The sequence below is a fragment of the Parapedobacter sp. GCM10030251 genome (assembly GCF_042666505.1).
In the GTDB taxonomy this organism is placed as follows: Bacteria; Bacteroidota; Bacteroidia; order Sphingobacteriales; family Sphingobacteriaceae; genus Parapedobacter.
In genome coordinates this window covers 28,284-46,312 of the sequence record NZ_JBHTDN010000014.1, presented here as the reverse complement: position 1 = coordinate 46,312, position 18,029 = coordinate 28,284, and the positions used below count along the sequence as shown (strand labels likewise).

Sequence of the window (18,029 nt, the reverse complement as noted above, 5' to 3'; positions counted from 1 at the left end):
AGTCACAATATGTAATTTCAAGTTTGGTTGGCTGAATGAAGAACATACTTATTCCGATCTTAAAGATTTCACCGGATTCATCAGTGCTGTTTTTACCGATTGGAAGCATACGGTGAGTAATGCGATTATTGCGGTCGACAGGCCGGCAAGGGCAAATATCCACCATTCGGCTTCAATGCGAAAGGCGAAATCTCGAAGCCAGTGATCCGTACAATACCAAGCAATTGGTGTTGCAATAAGGAAGGCGATAATTACCAATCCGAAAACATCCTTCAACAGCATGATCACAATGCTGGGCACAGTGGCTCCCAGCACCTTGCGGATGCCGATCTCTTTATTGCGACGGGCCGTATCAAAGAGTGATAGTCCCAGCAGTCCAAGGCATGCAATCACGATGGCCAGCCCAGAAAATATGCCGGATATGTCCCCGAACAGCCGATCGTTGCTGTACTGGCTTTGGAATTTGTTATCAAGAAAATAATGGTCAAATAAATTCCCCGGGAAAAATTCCTCATATTTTTCCTTGATGGCAGAAATGGTAGCCGTAATGTTTCGCGTATCCACTTTCACGGAAACAAAGCTGTTCTCGTTATATTCGGGAATGAGGAGGGTCGGTTCGATCGGATGATGGAGCGATTTTTGGTGGAAGTCGGCCACAACCCCGATGATATCCCACTCCTTGTCATGGATCATGATTTTTTTTCCGATCGCTGCCTCCGGTGTCGGAAACCCTAGCACGGAAGCCGAGGTACGATTTAATATGATATGGTGCAGGTCGTGCCAATCCGTGCTGAAGTCGGATGGCCGAAAGGTTCTTCCCGCCATCAACCCGATTCCGTATAGGTCGGTGAATCCTTCACTTACCCCCATAATCCGTGTTGTATGGCGCTTATTTGCATCGTCTCCTTGACGGCGTACATTGTAGTCCCTATCCAGTTCATCACCGGGTACCCGCCAGGATGTAGTTGCTTGTTTCACTGACGTGAACTGTTCGATCTCACTGATAAAGCTATTGACCCTTTTCACATACGTTGAGTCCCATCCGGTAAGCCGGGGCGGGTTGATAATCAATACCTGGTCGATATTGAGCCCCAGATCCTCTTCCATCATGAATTCCATCTGGCGTTGCATAATAAAGGAACTCGAAATCAAGGCCGTTGCGACGGCGAATTGTCCAACGATGAGTGCCTTTCGGAATCCGGCTCCCGTCGGAGAAGCGGTTGGTTTCCCTTTCAATATTGTCGCGGGTTTGATGGATAGCAACCGCAATGCAGGGTAAATCCCCGAAACGAGCATCCCCGATATAAGCAAAAAGACAAAACCGAAAGTCATTCCAAGACCACCGGATTCCTTGGGGATCAACAGGGAAAATGACAGAGGATGTTGGATGAGTCTGTTATAAGTGTCCTGGAGTATGACCACCAGAAGCACCGCCATTAAAAACGCCGCCATATTGACCAGGATGGATTCCGTCAAGAATTGTCTGACCAGTTGCCCACCCGTAGCTCCGGCTACTTTCCGAACACCTACTTCCTTTGCTCTTTTTAAGGATCCAGCAATGGAAAGATTCACATAGTTTACCCAGGCGACAAGGATGATCAGCAAGGCAATGGCAAACAAGCTCCAGACAGCCACGGCATTTCCAGTTTCCCCTATTTCATAGTCGAAGTTCGAATATAGATGCGCATCTGTGAGCGGTTGAAGATAAAATTCTTCCAGGCTGCCTGATACCTTGCTGCCCTGAAAATGTCGTTCGCTGAAGGCTCGCAGCTTTGTTTCCAAGGCTTTAGGATCCGTGCCGGGCTTTAACTGTATATAATGCCAGAAATCCGAGGCCGTAAAACTATGTTCGGCTGCCGCCCACCTACTATTTCCATCGGTGCCCATCCCTTTGTAAAGTGTAGCATAAGAGACAAGCAGGTGGAACCGTAGATGCGAGTTGGAAGGGGTGTCCCGGCTGATGCCCGTGATTCTGTAGGGCGTGGGATCACGGTCCAGAAAAAGTACTTTACCTATCAAGCGCTGGAAATCACTGCTCTCGGCGGGGAAAAGTTTCGCTGCAAGCGTTTCTGAAAGGATGAGGCCGTACGGATCGGCCAACGCTGAGGAAGCATCTCCAGCGATTAACGGGAACGTAAAAATCGATAAAAAGGAATCGTCGGCATACAGCACCCGCTGTTCCGTTAGCTTCCGGTCGCGGTAACGGACAATCTTTTCTTTTCCCGGTCTCACCCGTGTGTTTCCGATTACCTCTTCAAAATCGTCATTCAATGCCTTTCCTACAGCAGAATAGGTCATGGCGCCATGCTGGATACGCTTGCCTTCTTGGTAACGGTCATTGATCACCCGGTAAATATGGTCCGCGTTATTGTGGAATCGGTCATAGCTCAACTTAAAATTAACATATTGCAGGATTAGCAAGCAGGCAGCCATTCCCGTGGCCAGCCCCATGACATTGATTAACGAAAAAATCTTGTTTCTCCAGAGGCTCCGCCAGGCGATCTTAAGGAAGTTACTCAGCATGGTTCAAATCGAGCAAGAAAAAAGCCATAGTTAAAATCATGCCTATATACCGCGATTGGGTGGATCGGTATTTCTGGTGGTGTTCGGATACGAACACATTGTCCGGAAACGTACATTAGCAAATTAGTTGTGCACCTGTTTTTTTAATTTTCCCGCTAAGGGAGTTGGAACTGTTGGGATTCAAGAAGATCCGATTTTGATATACGTAAATGAAATAGAAGGTTTTGTGCAAAAATCAGGGTTTAGAAAAATTTACCGAAATAAGGTGTCTTATTTCAAGCAGATCAAAACGGATTCTGTCAAATATGGCGAGATTGACAACCGTTGATATAATCATACTAAATAATACCCCTTATAAGTAACGCGATTTGTACCTGTTCATTTGCGGCGATTTTACCTGCCGAGACGCCCCGACCTATACTTATTATCTCGAGCATACCAATCTGGGTAAAGTTGTTATAGACTTGGAAAACCAGGAGCCCGCAGACTATCCAAAAAAAGCCTGACCACCCACTTAGCATTGCTTTTGTTATTTAATGCAGGTACGGTTGCTACTCGGATAAAGATAATTGACAATCTTTTTTCAAAAAATAATAATGTATAAATTAGGCGATCGAATTTTATTTCAGTAAATTAACCGTTTATAACCATGTCTCAAACCGTACCCCTAAGCCATTCGTTTAGGCGACAAGCCGCCAAAGCCGTCACGTCCATTGCTTTATTTGCTGTTGTTTACCTGCTATTGATTTTATTGGCTATTTCATTAGTCGTTGTATGCGGATTCATCGCTATCAAAATGCTCCTGTTAACAAAGACTCCGCTAATAGTTTTTTTGGCCATTGGCATAGTTATTATGAGCTTTATCGTGCTATATGCCGTTGTCAGGTTCATGTTCAATAGCGTAAAAGTTGATCGGTCGGGCATGCTTGAGATTACTGAGCAAGCAGAGCCAAACTTGTTCCGCTTTATAAACGACGTTGCTTATCAAGTTCGTGCACCAAGACCGAAACGAATCTATCTTACGGCAGATGTCAATGCGTCAGTGTTTTATGATTCCAGTTTCTTGAGTATGTTCCTGCCGGTACGCAAGAATCTACAAGTGGGGGTTGGGCTATTAAATACAATGACGGTTTCCGAATTTAGGGCCATAATCGGCCACGAATTCGGTCATTTCTCCCAGCGGTCTATGAAGACAGGGAGTTATGTTCATTACGTCAATCAAGTAATTTACAACGCCCTTTATCATAATAACTCATATGGAAGCTGGGGTGAAAACCTGCCCGCTACGCTCGCTTTGCCCGTGCGATTTTCTGCTAAAATCATACAAGGCATCCAATGGGTTCTAAAGTCACTTTACCCTGAAGTGAACCTACAATACCTAAGGCTTTCGCGAGAAATGGAGTACCACGCCGATGCAACAGGAGCGAGTGTGGCGGGTAGAGAAGCTCTGCGATCTGGCTTGCTCAGACTGCCGATGTGCGAAGCGGCAATGACAGCTGTGTTTGAATTTTATCGAGCTCGTTCTGATGATAAAATTAGAAGTGCCGATTGCTATAACGAACAATCCGTAGCATTGAGATTGCTGGCAGAGGACAACGGGATATCCATAGTTGATGAATTGCCTGTCGTAACGCTGGCAGATTACGAACGGTTTAATCGGTCCAAGCTCCACATTGAAGACCAATGGTCTACGCATCCAAGCCTTCGGCAGCGTACTGAACGATTAGAACAATTGCCTGCAGATCAACCATCGGTCGAAACGGATCTGGCTATTTCACTTCTTACAAATCCGGCACGCACCAAACGTTACTTCACCGACCAGATTTTTACTCAACCCGGTTCCGTTGATACGGATAATGTCGAATTACCGCTTGTGGATTTCGAGCAACGGGTTGCCGCTGATCGGAGAGACAACAGTTTCCCCAGTGTATATCGGGGATATTATGATCAAAAGGATGTAATTCGCCAACCCAGCACCGAAATATTGGATACGAATCCGGTGGCGAATGAGCTGTTTACCGATGAGACGGTTAGTTTGGTTTATGAAGCAAGTGGTCTACGAAGCGACCTCGCTATGTTGCGCTATATAGCTGATGGGCAATCCGACATCAAGACCTTTGATTATGACGGCATACGATATCAGGTTGCCGATGTAGCACGAGTTATAGAGCAGTGCGAGGCACGACTTGCCAGCTTACTGGTCCATATTGGCACAAACGATTCGAAAATTTATCATTATTTCCATCAGGTCGATATTGTTAAAAATGGTGAAAATGCGCTTTTGGCGCAACTGTATTCTGAACTGGAATCGTACACAGTTTACTTTTCTTCCGCATTGGAAACGCTTGAGGAACTTCATACCCGTTCAGATTTTATGCGCCACACGCTTCCCTTCAATCAAATTGAGCATTGTATTAAGAATATGGCGAATGCCGAGGACGTATTCAAGCAACGTTTAAAGCAAGGCTTGGACGAAGGTTGGTTTAGTGAGGCCATTACTCCGGAAATCACCGATCATTTCCAGGAATATCTGGGCACCGGCTGGATATATTTTGCAGTTGATACATATTTTGACGACGAAGTAAGCAGACTCTTCACGGCGATGGGTTATTTTCATAACCTCTTACATGGAGAAAACTTCCGGCGCAAAAAGAAGCTATTGGAGTATCAGGCTGAATTATTACCGCTACGTGATGTTCAAACTTCAGAGGAATATATGCAAATTGATATTTAAATGGCTACCTTAAGCGGGGGGATTACCTAGAAATCGTCGTAGACGCTCATCCCACCGAGTGGATTGAATGCTCCAGCGGACCCGTTGCTTACTAGTAGCAGGCTTTTTTATTGATCGTACTGTCTATTTAACATACTTAACAATTCCTCTGTAACAACCCAGAGTCTTCATGCTATATAGTCAGTTAGTAAAATTTGTCTTTTCATCTGTTCGTTGATTTTGATGTTTATGGTCAGATGGAGCCTTTGATTATTTAAATAATTCCTATCCCTTCGTGATTTAACAATTATTTAAATCATGTCGGGTTGATAATTTAGGTTTATAATTGGTTAGTTTGAAAGCCCCGATTCTCGTCGTTTCAGGGCTTTGTTTTTAGTGGCTCTCTAGCGAAAGCGAATTCCGCAGCAACGTCGGGTTTTTAATTTTGGATATAGCCGAACTCCGGCCGGTGTAGCCGGAGGAGGGAGCGTTAAGATAGGGGTGAATTAAGCCTTTTTTGGCGGCAAATCGAAGGCTACGGCCTCATGCTCGAAGTGCCCGTTATGCGATCCATCGCAAAAGGGCTTGTTTTGTGAAAGCCCACAACGGCAAATAGAAAGTACCGATCTCCCTTGTAAGCCATAAGCATTACCATTTCTGTCTACGATTTCAAAATCGCCTTCAATTCTCACCGATCCGTTGTTATTAATAGTTAGTTTAGTCTTCGCCATTTAATTTTCTTTTGCTGTCAAAAATAGCGCATAGAAGTGATCGATGGATATCTACTTATAGTTTAGAAACATTATACTGTATACAAGTGCTGCGCAACCTGGTGCAACGCGGATAAACTGAAATTTTCGTTCAACTGGAACGTGAAGTCTTCCGGAAGACGAGCGATGTTGCATCTGATTTGCTCTTTAAGTGCTTGGTAGTTGTTCCCAAAGACTGCTCCACTTACCATGCGACATTTATCTGCCAACGACTTCTGCTTATTGGAAAATCCCATCTCCAATTTGCACCATCGTAAAAAAGAAGCAAAAAAGCCTCATCTATTAAGGCTTAATTTCAACCTGCGGGATGCTTTAGATATCCATGTCTTGCTAAAGTAAAAAACGGAAGTGCCACAACAAGCCAACAAATGACCCGATGATTAAGGCGACCACGTAATGCCATCGATGGTTTGAAGCCTCACCGACCGCCACGGCGTTGCGAAAATCGGGAGAGCCTATGCCCAGAATAGCGGGATTGTGTCGTCTCTCTTATTGTTTACGCGATTTTCCTAGTAACAGACGGCCCTGAGAGGCCCAACCACCGACAAACGCATCGGTGATGCCATCACCATTGAGGTCGCCGATCGTAATGTTCCAATTGCGGCCCACAACCGATTGGGGAACGACCTCCGCTGTCACATCGGAGAAATGCCCCTTTCCATTATTGCGGTATGCGCGCAGCTGTTCCTCTTTAAATCCCGGCACCGCAACAGCGCTCAGCAGCAGGTCGAGATGCCCATCGTGATCGAAATCCATTTCCCGTGCTGAATAGGTAGAAAATTCGTAGGCGGGCATACGCTGCGCAGTTTCATCTCTAAAGCGGGCCTGGCCGCCGTTGATCAGTACGCACGCCCGCGGGTTTTTGTCCCACTCACCGGCATTACTTGTAATGTTGGCAAACACAATATCCGGGTCGTCATCGCCATCCACATCGAATACCAGCGCCTCACGTGTTTCCAGCGGCTCGGGCAATTCGAGGTATTCAGCGAGCTCGGTAAATAGGCCTTTTCCGTCATTGAGCAGCAAGCGGTTTGGGGGCACTTCATTAGCCACCACCATATCCAGATGCCCATCCGCGTTAAGGTCGGCCAGCTTGATGCTTTGGGTAGCGTCATTTACTTGGGGAAGACTTTCCAGGGTACGGTCTATAAAGAAGCCCGGGCGGGCCGGATCATTTATCCAGAGGAAATTTTGCCCCGCTGCCCCGGAATTTCCCACGACAATGTCTGGCAAACCGTCGCCATTCACATCGCCTACATCCAATCCATTGCCTTCGCTCATCCCGGGAAGGCGGTCGCTCACATCACGAAAAGAGCCATCGCCGTTGCCGAGGTAGTATTCGTGAGTTTGGTCGTCTTCCGCCACAAACACCACATCCAGCTGGCCATCGCCATCAAAGTCGGCCACGCGCACGTGCTCGCTATCGTGTTTGGCAGCTTTGAATATATCTTTTTTCCAGGTAAGTTTGCCGCTGCCGTCATTAAGGTAAAGCCTGTTCTCATCCGCCTCCAGCGCAGCAATGACATCCAGATCACCATCGCCATCCACATCGGCGAAGGCAACTTCCAGAATATGGGCTTCGGGATCATACGGTACGTGGGTGGCTGTCACATCACGAAAATAATCGGTTTCCAACCGCTGCTGTGGGGATTCGCATGACCAAGTGGCAGCACCTACTGCCATCCATGTAAGCGTTCTTTTGGCCTTCGGGTTCATTGCGTTTCTAATTTATGTGGTCCGCAGGTTTCTTCCATACTTATTCCGTACTTATTAAGTCAACCTGCGTCGCGCTAATGTAGGAAATATTCATCGATTCACTCGGCCTGTCATGATACACAATTGAACTAACGTGCCATGGTCCAGTATTCCTTCAATCGCCGCCCTTTCCCTGTCAGTTATTTTTCGTCTGTCGATATGTTACGAAGAATTTTGTAGTCAATGTAGAATGTCCCGAATGGAATGAAACAAGCAATAAGAACTTTCCAAGTTGTTTCTTTAAATTTCCATTGTTGTTCAACGCCTACATGCAAAGCGTTAAACACAAACAACAGGAATAATGCACCGTGAATTGGTCCCAGATTTTTTGACATTGAAGGATTGTCAAAATAATACTTCAAGGGAACGGCTACAAAAACCAAAACAAGTAAGGAAATTCCCTCTAAAAAGGCTAACAATCGTAAACGTCCAACTGTTGTTGCGAAATACTTTTTCATAATTAAAATGTCCTAAAATTAGGTCTGCTTGACAATGGCGAAAAAGACCACGGGATAGCGATGAAAATGATGATTAGAGCAAGAGAAAACCAAATCAACATGGTCTTAAATTTTTCTTTGTCTGTTGGTTTTCGTTTTGCCAATGCAGAACCGATTGTCAATACAACAATAGAAGTCAGCATTAAAACGAGGTGTATTATACCGAAAAATGTTAAGTCCAAATTTTTAAAGCCGATTTCGGTTTCAGACCAAAAGTATTTTACAACCGGACTTTGTGTATAAAGTATAATTCCAATCATCAGTTGAATGTGTGCAACTGTTGCCGTCCAATGTCGGAAAGCATTGTCGGTTTTGGAAAAAGATTTGTTGTTGGCTACGCCAACATAAGCTCTGTAAATCGAATACACCAAAAAGGCTAAAACAAACCAACGTGTCAAAGAGTGTAGAATTAATAAAGTTGAATACATTTTATGTCGTAATGTTTTCTGTTTGGTGGCGAAGATAAAATAAAAACATACCAATTAGTATGTTTTTGAAGAAAAAAAACTATTTCAAACTGTTTAAGTAGAGTTTGAGTTGCTTTAAATAGGGTAGATATGCCTTTTTACTGTTCTCTAATTTTCCAAAATTTCGTATTCCCCAATATCCCGACATTACGAACATTGTTACTTGTTTTGCATTTATGTCATTGCGGACGAAGCCGTTTTTCTTTCCCTGTTCAATAGAGGCGGTCATTACTTTTATCCATGTTTTTGTCAGTTCGTTTAAAGCGTTGTGAAAATCAGCGTTCCAAGGTGTCATTTCTTGTGTAAAGTTTGAAGCGGGACAACCATACTCAACTTTTAAAAATTCATTTTTCATTAAAAGGTTGTCCATTAGGTTGTAAATGGCGTCTAACGGATTTTGTTCATTTTGTAGTGGTTCAATGAAACTGCTTGTAAGTGTCGGTTTTAGAATCTCGTTAATGATTGCAAGTCCCATTTCATCTTTGGTTTTGAAATGGTAGTAAAACGCACCTTTTGTAACTTTTGTCGTGGCGATAATGTCATCAATGCTCGTTGTCTGATAACCTTTAACGTAAATCAGTTCAAATGCTTTTTGTAGGATTGCCAGCCGTGTTGCCTCTGCTTTTTTCATAAAAGATACTGTTTAGTATTTTTGCAAAGGAAGGTAAACTAAATCGTCAGCACAAGTTTTTTGTTATCAGTTTGAAGGCTTTAAACCCAAGTTTGCGAAAACCCCGTAATAGGAAATGCATCCTAGCCGCTGTTTTATGTCTCGCAATACTTGTTTTCCATAGCGGTTCGGCCTTTTGTCATCCTTTCAAATTTTAATAGTTCGGTATAAGGATCGCCTGTCAGCCCAAGTGCTAATGCAAATGCTGGTTCTGTCTTCCGTCCTTGCCGTTTGAGTTCAATAATTTGTTGTCTGAATTTTTCTCCATGTTTGTTTAGCAAATTATGTTCAACGATTAAATGCCTGTATGCAAACTGTTGTCTTGTCGGAATACTTTGTCCAAAAATCTCAATTTCAAAACCGTCCAAAAAGAAATTGGCAACGATAGCCAAAGTGTCTAAACTGGGTTGCTCTCTGATTGTAAAACTTCTTTCATTACCAAAATTGTCTGTGACTGATTTTTGAAACTCTTGTTTGTCTGCGAAACAGCAAATAATATCAAGGTCGCTATTTTCAATGTCAATGTTTATGGGTATTGTCCCGACAAGAACGGGGTCAAACTGTTTAAGTTTTGATAAAACTTGGTTGTTCGTCAAGATAGAGTATGCTTGTCGTTGTCGGTCGTTGCCGTGTTGTAAATATTCTATATTGTCAAAATTCATATTCACAAACTTAGCTTTTGGTCACGATGACTGGATAAGGATGAAGTCGGAACGTTGTTTGGTTTTGAGTTTGAATGCCTGAAATTCTAATTCAAACCGTCTGAAAAACCGGGAGGAGGTCAGATAATACACCAAAGATGATCAATTTTCATGACGGAGTTTGAAAGTTAAAACTGCAATTCCACATTCATAAGGCGTTGCATTTATCAATGAAAGTGTTTGCCTGTGGTCAAGCAAATCAAAAATCCTCAAGCCTTTGTTTATCATCACGGGGTTGACAAAGAGGTTGAATTCATCAATCAATCCTTTTTCAATAAGCGATGAAACAAATCCTGCACCGCCATACACAATCATGTCTTTGCCTTTCTTGCTTTTGAGGTCTTTGATTGCAGTTACAAGGTCCCCATTTTCAACAAAAACATTTTTTCCATCAATTGTTTCCATTGTTTTGCTGAAAACAATTTTAGGCATGCTAACCATTCGGTCGGCGTATGCAAACATCTCAGCCAATGCCTTATCGCCGTTTTTGGCTTGTAGGCGGTTCACCGTTTCTTCGAAATGCGGAATAAAAACCTCGGCCATTTTCCTGCCAAGAAGGATGGCATCACAACCATCGCGCAGGTTATTCGCGAACGCTTTCAGCTTGTCGTCATATTCCCATGTCCGCCAGTCGAGATCACCGTTTGGGCCTCCGACATATCCGTCAACGGATATCTGCATCAGCAATTTTAGCTTTCCCATTTTCCATAATTTTATTTCGTAAAGATAGCTGTGATATTCCGCAACGATAATGGGTGAATACGACATTTTAAGATCATATTGTGACAAGGAGTATGGTCGTTATACGTTGCTCCTCGTCGTCAATGCCGATTTTTAGTATATTATCACTGCTCACTGGCCATAAATAATTTGATCGCCGCGCTATTCTTTACATCGAATCGATGCGGCTCACATCGTTCCGCCAAAGGATGAAGGCCTTTCGTTAACCTTGGCTACCACCTCGTATCCCAGACTATCAAAGAGTGCGCTTAATTCGCTGAATCTAATAGGAAGGGGTATCCACCGATTTGGGGTATTGGATTCATATCCAACGATAAAGGGTTGTTTTTCCGTGTTGAAGTATGGCTCCACTCGTTTTACAAGCATTTCTTTTTCCTGGATATAGTGGAGCGAATTGGCCATTAGTATGCCGTCCAACTTGGGCAAAGTTAAACCTTCCAGGCTGATATCCGCTAGCTGGAATTGGATGGATACGTTGTGTCCTGCGGTTTTATTCAGCTTTTGTGGCAAACTATCCACGGCTATAATGCTACTTTCCGGAGACAATAGGATTTTAGAACTAAATCATCTTCCAGCGTTAGATGGCCTCCCGAAAAGATATTAGCGATACTCACTTCACATAAAAGTCAATCTGTACACACCATCCGTTAACCGGAATCCCCGATCCGTCAATCGCCCTTTCGCGCCAAGCGTGCCATTTCACAATTTTGAGGGCATAAATAGTTATTTTAAGATCTAGCGAAATGAAAAAAACGATTAAAACAGCCACTATCGCACTGGCGCTTGCCGCTGCCCTCACATCGGGCTGCGAGACCACTCACCTGGACCTGGTAAACACCGGGTTCGATGCGGAATTATTTCGCAAAAACCTGAAAGCCGCCACCGATGGGAAAACGGTAGGCTACTCTTTTGCCATCAGCCAGAACGGCAAAGTCGTCAAGTTTGATGCCGGTGGATCAGCCCGTACCCAGAAAGATGGAGAGCTTGCTTACGACTATCTTACACGGCAGGGCACCGGCAGCACGTCAAAGACGATCACCGCTTTCGCCGTCCTGCAAGCCCTGGAAGCCAAAGGCGATGATGAAAAAGCACGGCTTGTCGATCTGTTACCCAAGTGGTGGGGTATCCCCGAGGAAAACCACCCGCTCACTGTGGCTATGTTGCTGCAGCACTACGCTGGCCTTACGCCAGTCGGGAAAGATTACAAATCGCTGCGCGAGAGTATGCAGATACCAACTACCGGCTATGGCAAGGCGCATTATAAGTACACGAACAACAACTACTCGATTTGCCGGGTGCTCCTGTACTGTATCGTGAATGGCACAGCAGACCTGAATGGCCTTAGCGATGAGGCCGCAGATGAGGTCGTGTCGCAATTCTACCGCAATTATGTACGGCAAAACATCTTCAAGAAGGCGGGCATCCCCAACTGGTCGCAGATCAACGTGGGCCCGTGGAACGAGAACGGCCCGGTGGATAGCGAAAGCGGCGACCGCCGGATAACGCTCTATTATAATTTCCAGCAGCCGAATCTTGCCGGCGTAACTACCTGGACCACCTACCTGGAAGCCGGGCCCGGCGGCTGGTATATGAACAGCCCGGAAATGGCGGCAGTATTGGCGGCTGGCGAACAAGGAAAACTGGTAAGCGCCCCCATGATGAAGCGGATGAAGGAAGAGTTCATGGGCTATGACGGAACGCGTGATGGAAAGCACGGCACCTATTATTTTAAGAACGGTGTCTGGGCTGATTCCCAAACACGGGGCATCTACACGGTGGTGATGCACTTCCCGAACAATGTTCAGGTAGCGTGGCACAGTAACGCCCGCGTAACACAATTGGGATCGCCCGAAACGCTGATTCAAAAAGCGTATGACGCCTCTTGGCGATAACGTCATCTACCTCAAGCGCACAGCCCCGGGCCGTAAAGGTTTGGGGCTGTGTCGGTATCTTTATTACCGGGTTGTCATTATCCTGTGGCTGGTGTATTTCATTGTATTTTGGGGCCTCGAAGGTTTGCTGAAAGGAGCGGTGAGAAGCATACAAAACGGTAGGGCGTTATGCCATCATATCCATTGTGATGATGAAGGCCGGATTTACTACTTTTGCCCAGACATGGAAACCCTTCACAGCAAGGATAGCCTGCGAAATTGGCTGATACGCTATAGTTTTTTCTTTTTAGGATTGGTGTGTTTCGGATTGGGCGTTGCCATTTCCGTCAAAATGCAGCATTTGGGCTTACATCCTTGGGACGTGCTGAATATCGCTCTTTTTGAGCGTTTTGGGCTTTCTATCGGCACGTGGACGGTTATCATTGGCTTTTTGTTAATAACGATTTCGCTAGTGGTCAGTCGAAAGTATGTGAACCTCGGAACCTTTCTGAACGCTTTGCTTATCGGCCCTATTATGGATTTCTTTCTTTGGTTGGATATACTACCCAGTCCCACTTTTACCTGGACGGATTACCTGTGGTTGTTGGTAGGAATCGTAATAGTAGGCACTGGGGGAGGTTTGTACGTATCGGGCGGAATAGGTGCCGGCCCCCGTGATGGCTTTATGCTTTCCATAGCGGAGCGTACTAAGCTTTCTGTCAGCAAAGCGCGAATTATCGTTGAATGTGTTGTGTTGCTCGTGGGATACCTGCTGGGAGGCCCCGTATTCCTGGTTACCTTTCTTTATACGTTTATCATGAGCCCCATTTTCCAATATTCACTAAAGTTCTTTACGCAACTTAAGAACGAGCTATGTGACCCGGCTCCGAGCCGTTGAGCAATATTTTTTTTACATGACAGTGTTTAAGTTGATCCGGATGACACAGTTCGCGTTACACTACCAAATAAAAGCCGGATGTTCGTCCGGCTTTTATCGTTTTTGAAGGTATTATTAAGCCCCGCTATAAAAATTCTTCTGAGCTATTTGCTCCATAGCTTAAAATTTAAAGTAGCCGTCATAGGATCACGCCAGTACCTTCTCGTAAGCCCTTCTTGGACTCCCCCTGAAATACACTTCTCCGCAATAGACATATCCCAACTTTTCAAACGTCTTCGTCATCGCCATATTATCGAAGTTGGTATCTGCCTTGACACTGCGAATATGATTGTCAATCGCATAATCTTCAACGAATGCAAGAATCCTTTTGGCCAAACCTTTTCCTACATGGTTCTCTGCAATAGCTATCCGGTGAACAACAACGAAATCACCGTCCGTTAACCATTTACCTTCGATCTTTGCATATTCGGGTTCATCATTCACCAGTATTGCAACGTAACCAATAATCGTATTTTTGTCCGTCAGAACAAATCCAGCCCCCCGCTCAATATCTTTTTGTATGACGTCAGGATTGGGATAACCATCCTGCCATTGGTTACTGCCTTCCTGTTTTCTCCGGATAATAGCCTGCTGCAGTATATCCCAAACCGGATGCAAATCTGTAATCTCCGCCTTTCTAAATGTATATTCCATATTTGAACAATTAAAATGTATGTAAGCATATAAGTAACCGTCTCGGACGTTCATTTCTTCATTGCCTATTTACGTTGCTGTACCTTGCAAAGCATCAGGCACACGTAACCCTAGACGCCCTATATAATAAATCTGAATTGCTCATCTTAACTGAACGTCAATCATCTCTTTTACTACCTCATTTCCGGGGAATGCAGTAAATTTATTAATGAGCACGCCTTCTGTGTTGTATAACAGATATGACGGAATACCCTCGAACCCGAAATGATCCATCATGTACTCCCATTGAGCGTTTGTCAGGTAATAATGTTCGCTACCTATTCCATTTATTTTTTCTTCCCACAGTTTTCGGGGTGAAGACCCGTTGGTAAGATATACAAATACAACATCCTTATCCCGAAAATAGCCCTTTGTAACTCTGAATTGTTTAATCGCTTCCAGGCAAGGAGCGCACCATGTTGCCCAAAGGTCAATAAACACCACCTTGTCCTTATATTTGGAAACAATAGTTTCCATGACCTTATCTTCCGTAACAGTCGAGACATCATTGACGACAACAGGCGATTTTACTTTGTCCAGTTCAATAACCTGTTGGTTTTTCCGAAAGAGTATTTTTGCGATTTCTCCATCTTTCCAATATTGGGTTATATGCTCTTTTTGTTTTTCGGTTAGGGGTTCTACCTGTTCATTGAGCTGCCGACCATAGGCATTGGCCGCTAAAATATCATAATATGGGCCGTCATCGAATCCAACCAGATCCGCTAAAATAGCTTTCACGCTTGCCAACCAGGAGGGGATGTCGCTTTCTCCGATCACCGGGAGCCCTAATACTTCATTTTGGAGAATTAAGTTCTGAAATTCAGCGAATGTGAACGTATGGAGGTATTGCGGATCATTGAGATCGAAGTCTTTCAAAAAGCGAAAATATGACCGGTCAATCATTTGGATTTCAGGCTTACCAACTCTATCCTGAGTTGCATTACGATAATTACGCTTCATCTCTGCTTCGTAATCGAAGACTTGTCCCGTATATAGGAATAAACGAAAATCTTTAGCGATAAACCCTTTAAACTCCTTGGAGAATAATTCATCATGATCTACAAATTGTGCCAATCTTTTAGATACAGTACTTCTGGCTTTATCCAAGAACTCATCTGTACTTTTATCATAGAGCCGTGGATATACCAGATCTGGTCTCTCTGGTCTATATTCAATCATTTTGTTTAACACCTCCATGCTCTGCCTCATATCATATTGATTCATGGCAGGCGTAACAGCTGCATTTTTGATACTAAGATCTGAATCATAGGCGATATTAATCTGAGTAGAGTCATTGTTTATCGATTTGACGTAAAGGACCTTATGGTGATTTACGCTCGTGTACAAACCGAATAAAGAAGTCTCGGTTTCCATATCAAAGTCCAGTGAGAATTTGCCCGATTGGTCAGCGAGAACTTGATGTCTAACATTTTCTCCCGAAATTGGATGTTGAACAGTAATCGTTACGGTAATGCTATCCTTATTTTGACCATCTGGAGTGATGATTCTTCCTGTTATTTTGGATTTTCCCGCTACGATGGCTGTCCCGCCTGTATTTTTCTCTGTTGCGGGGTTACATGACAAAAAGAACAAAAGACTACATGCGAAAAGAAGTTTTATTTTAATCATTGTTATCTCGATTTCAACCTCGGCAAAATTTAAAAAAAATCTGCTGACATAAAGTGATTAGGTAAATATAGTCGCCAAATCTACCGCTCCGTTTAGTCATAAAGCCTCTTAGGCTTTTGTTAGCTTGGGCCGGTTTTCTTGGGGCCAATGGCAATTGTCACTTTGTTACCAAGGACACCGTCTTCAATCTTCACTGCCTTTTTCACGAATGCTTTGTCAAGCACGGAGAAGCCTATTTATAGTAGCGAGTGAAGATAATCCGCTGTGTTTTTCAAACCGTTTTTTCTAAGGTTTTCCAATACCCGGTACACATCGATAGCCGGATTTCTCCTATTTACCACCATGCGCCTGAAGGCTTCCACTGCTCGATCGTGGTTTAAATCAACAATATCAGCAAGGAAATCATCGGCAGACCTTGCCGATAAGCCGAATGACGCCAGGTAGTCCTTTGGAAAATCTATCAGGTTGTTGGTCACGATAATGTTGGCATTTGCCTTGATAGCTGCGGCTAATACATGGCGATCTTTTTCGTCCGGTAGATCGATGGTGCTTATCAACGGTTCATAGTTGGTTACAAGTGCATCCGGAAATGCTTGGTTAGCGATGTTAGATCTTCTTTTTGCCTCCTGTTCACTTATGCCTTTCCTCGTCATTACCTCTTCCCATTCGTCGAAAATATGCTTACTCCATTTGGGCGTAAACAACTCAAAGTGCGCAAACCAAAACAAGAGATCCCTGATTTCTATTGGGTAGATCACATTGGTGTCAAGTACGCATATAAACCGTACACTATGCACCATAGAGTCCGAGTTCTTCGTCAGACTTCATCATTTCCGACAGCAAATCTTCCCTTTTCTTTTGCGATTCCCTTTTGTATCCCATCACGTCTTCAAACCGCACCCTTCTGTGCCTACCCACCATTGTGAAGGGTATTTTGCCTTCTTCGAGCAATTTGACCAAGTGGGGCCGGGAGCATCCCAGCAATTCGGCTGCCGCCTGTGTGGTCATTTCGGTAGCAATGGGTACCAAGGAGACAGGTTTTCCCTGGCTGGTGGCTTTGAGAATCTCGGCCAGCAATTTAAGTGCTTTCAATGGTACCTTTATCTTTTCGGCAGTTTCTTCTATTTCGATTTCAGGGTTTTCCGTACGGAGCCTTTCCAAAGTAGCAGCAAGCGTACCGTAAGATTGCATTGCTGCTAATTGTTCTGCTTTGTTAGGTCTTTCGATATTTGCTAAGTAATCCATGTCCTCATTTATTGCATACAATATAAACGAAATATTCGAAACAAACAAAATAAAGAAATGCAAGCATTTTCAGTTTCGATCGTAGCTGATTTAGCTTTGTTTATCAAGCCTACGCAATGTGTCCACTTTCGATTTTATTTCGAAACACTCGGAATCTTCATTTATCACCATAAAATCCGCACGGCGATAAATTTACCCTTGCATGATTTTTGAAAGTGGCGGGCGCATGATACATTTTCCAACAAGTTGTACTCGGAATGGAAGTCGGGCAGATAAAGGCAATCTTGATGTGCTTTGTATTAGGGAAATAATGAGCAATAAAAAATTTACAGAAAAAATTATATTTTACATTCATGAAAGGATTTAAAATAAATATTGGAAATAAATATCTGTGCCCTGCTGTAAAAGAGGGAGTTGTGCTAATAACTTTTGATCTCGAAAGGGGCATGAACATAAGTGGCTTAGATTTACAACTTGGAGAAGAATTAAAATGGAGGGGAATAAAATTCAATACTAACGAAAAAATTGTAATATCTCCAGTTGAATTAGGTGACAACAGCTCAGAAGCGGAAAGAATCCCTATTGTGAGTAAAAGCAATATTGACAGCGGTAAAATGCTTGCAGAATACAATGAATTGAAGGATATATTAGCAAAAAGCGGATTGTTATAATATGAGAGTTTTAGAGATCCACTTCAATAGGCAAACGTTTTTCGCGCCTGCAGAACCCGTTATACCTGTTTTAATATATCAAAGGTACGGGGGGGGATTATATCGATATTGAAGGGTGGGAATTTAAACCCGGCGATAAGGAGATT

The 18,029-nt window shown here is 43.8% G+C and carries 17 protein-coding genes; 4 read left to right on the top strand and 13 right to left on the bottom strand.

From position 1 onward, the window contains the following. Positions 1-48: 48 nt before the first annotated feature. Positions 49-2,523, bottom strand: a complete 2,475-nt coding sequence (locus ACFQRK_RS22170; RefSeq protein WP_379010447.1) for an ABC transporter permease — start codon at positions 2,521-2,523, stop codon at positions 49-51. 649 nt (positions 2,524-3,172) lie between these two features. On the opposite strand from ACFQRK_RS22170, the gene ACFQRK_RS22165 reads away from it, so the two are divergent. Continuing rightward, on the top strand, positions 3,173-5,257 hold the full coding sequence (locus tag ACFQRK_RS22165) for a M48 family metalloprotease (RefSeq protein ID WP_379010446.1): 2,085 nt from the start codon (positions 3,173-3,175) through the stop codon (positions 5,255-5,257). A 485-nt stretch (positions 5,258-5,742) separates the two neighbouring features. Here the strand turns inward: ACFQRK_RS22165 and ACFQRK_RS22160 are convergent, their stop codons facing one another. The 8 genes from ACFQRK_RS22160 to ACFQRK_RS22125 all read right to left on the bottom strand — a co-directional run bounded on the left by ACFQRK_RS22160 (position 5,743) and on the right by ACFQRK_RS22125 (position 11,356). After that, positions 5,743-5,967 carry a CDGSH iron-sulfur domain-containing protein gene (locus tag ACFQRK_RS22160; protein ID WP_379010445.1) on the bottom strand — a complete coding sequence of 75 codons (225 nt, stop codon included), beginning with the start codon at positions 5,965-5,967 and terminating at the stop codon, positions 5,743-5,745. Between the two features lie 528 nt (positions 5,968-6,495). Then, positions 6,496-7,722, bottom strand: coding sequence for an FG-GAP repeat domain-containing protein (locus ACFQRK_RS22155; protein ID WP_379010443.1), 1,227 nt, complete (start codon positions 7,720-7,722; stop codon positions 6,496-6,498). 179 nt (positions 7,723-7,901) lie between these two features. Continuing rightward, positions 7,902-8,219, bottom strand: coding sequence for a DUF3817 domain-containing protein (locus ACFQRK_RS22150; RefSeq protein ID WP_379010442.1), 318 nt, complete (start codon positions 8,217-8,219; stop codon positions 7,902-7,904). A gap of 2 nt (positions 8,220-8,221) precedes the next feature. Beyond that, positions 8,222-8,656: a hypothetical protein gene (locus ACFQRK_RS22145; RefSeq protein WP_379010441.1), complete on the bottom strand. Its 435-nt coding sequence runs from the start codon at positions 8,654-8,656 to the stop codon at positions 8,222-8,224. A 109-nt stretch (positions 8,657-8,765) separates the two neighbouring features. Continuing rightward, positions 8,766-9,356: a TetR/AcrR family transcriptional regulator gene (locus ACFQRK_RS22140; protein ID WP_379010440.1), complete on the bottom strand. Its 591-nt coding sequence runs from the start codon at positions 9,354-9,356 to the stop codon at positions 8,766-8,768. Between the two features lie 134 nt (positions 9,357-9,490). Beyond that, entirely contained in the window at positions 9,491-10,057 is a 567-nt protein-coding gene (locus ACFQRK_RS22135) for a DUF4269 domain-containing protein (RefSeq protein WP_379010439.1), read from the bottom strand. Positions 10,058-10,198: 141 nt separating this feature from the next. After that, the gene (locus ACFQRK_RS22130; protein WP_379010438.1) at positions 10,199-10,798 is read right to left on the bottom strand and encodes a dihydrofolate reductase family protein; all 600 of its coding nucleotides are present in this window, start codon (positions 10,796-10,798) and stop codon (positions 10,199-10,201) included. A gap of 207 nt (positions 10,799-11,005) precedes the next feature. Then, positions 11,006-11,356 (bottom strand): hypothetical protein, encoded by a 351-nt coding sequence (locus ACFQRK_RS22125; RefSeq protein WP_379010437.1) that lies wholly within the window; start codon positions 11,354-11,356, stop codon positions 11,006-11,008. Between the two features lie 224 nt (positions 11,357-11,580). Here ACFQRK_RS22125 and ACFQRK_RS22120 point away from each other — a divergent pair, with 224 nt between their 5' ends. Together ACFQRK_RS22120 and ACFQRK_RS22115 are read left to right on the top strand one after the other, a co-directional pair. After that, positions 11,581-12,729, top strand: coding sequence for a serine hydrolase domain-containing protein (locus ACFQRK_RS22120; protein ID WP_379010436.1), 1,149 nt, complete (start codon positions 11,581-11,583; stop codon positions 12,727-12,729). Then, on the top strand, positions 12,710-13,606 hold the full coding sequence (locus ACFQRK_RS22115) for a YitT family protein (protein WP_379010434.1): 897 nt from the start codon (positions 12,710-12,712) through the stop codon (positions 13,604-13,606). Before ACFQRK_RS22120 ends, ACFQRK_RS22115 begins: the two co-directional genes overlap by 20 nt. 186 nt (positions 13,607-13,792) lie before the next feature. On the opposite strand, the gene ACFQRK_RS22110 is transcribed toward ACFQRK_RS22115, so the two are convergent. The 4 genes from ACFQRK_RS22110 to ACFQRK_RS22095 all read right to left on the bottom strand — a co-directional run bounded on the left by ACFQRK_RS22110 (position 13,793) and on the right by ACFQRK_RS22095 (position 17,212). Further along, positions 13,793-14,299, bottom strand: coding sequence for a GNAT family N-acetyltransferase (locus tag ACFQRK_RS22110; protein WP_379010433.1), 507 nt, complete (start codon positions 14,297-14,299; stop codon positions 13,793-13,795). A gap of 141 nt (positions 14,300-14,440) precedes the next feature. Further along, on the bottom strand, positions 14,441-15,967 hold the full coding sequence (locus ACFQRK_RS22105) for a TlpA family protein disulfide reductase (RefSeq protein WP_379010432.1): 1,527 nt from the start codon (positions 15,965-15,967) through the stop codon (positions 14,441-14,443). Between the two features lie 236 nt (positions 15,968-16,203). Further along, complete coding sequence (locus tag ACFQRK_RS22100) at positions 16,204-16,767, bottom strand: PIN domain-containing protein (RefSeq protein ID WP_379010430.1); 564 nt, start codon at positions 16,765-16,767, stop codon at positions 16,204-16,206. Continuing rightward, entirely contained in the window at positions 16,757-17,212 is a 456-nt protein-coding gene (locus ACFQRK_RS22095) for a helix-turn-helix domain-containing protein (protein ID WP_379010429.1), read from the bottom strand. Before ACFQRK_RS22095 ends, ACFQRK_RS22100 begins: the two co-directional genes overlap by 11 nt. Positions 17,213-17,565: 353 nt before the next feature. On the opposite strand from ACFQRK_RS22095, the gene ACFQRK_RS22090 reads away from it, so the two are divergent. Then, positions 17,566-17,883, top strand: coding sequence for a hypothetical protein (locus ACFQRK_RS22090; protein ID WP_379010428.1), 318 nt, complete (start codon positions 17,566-17,568; stop codon positions 17,881-17,883). Positions 17,884-18,029 lie beyond the last annotated feature (146 nt).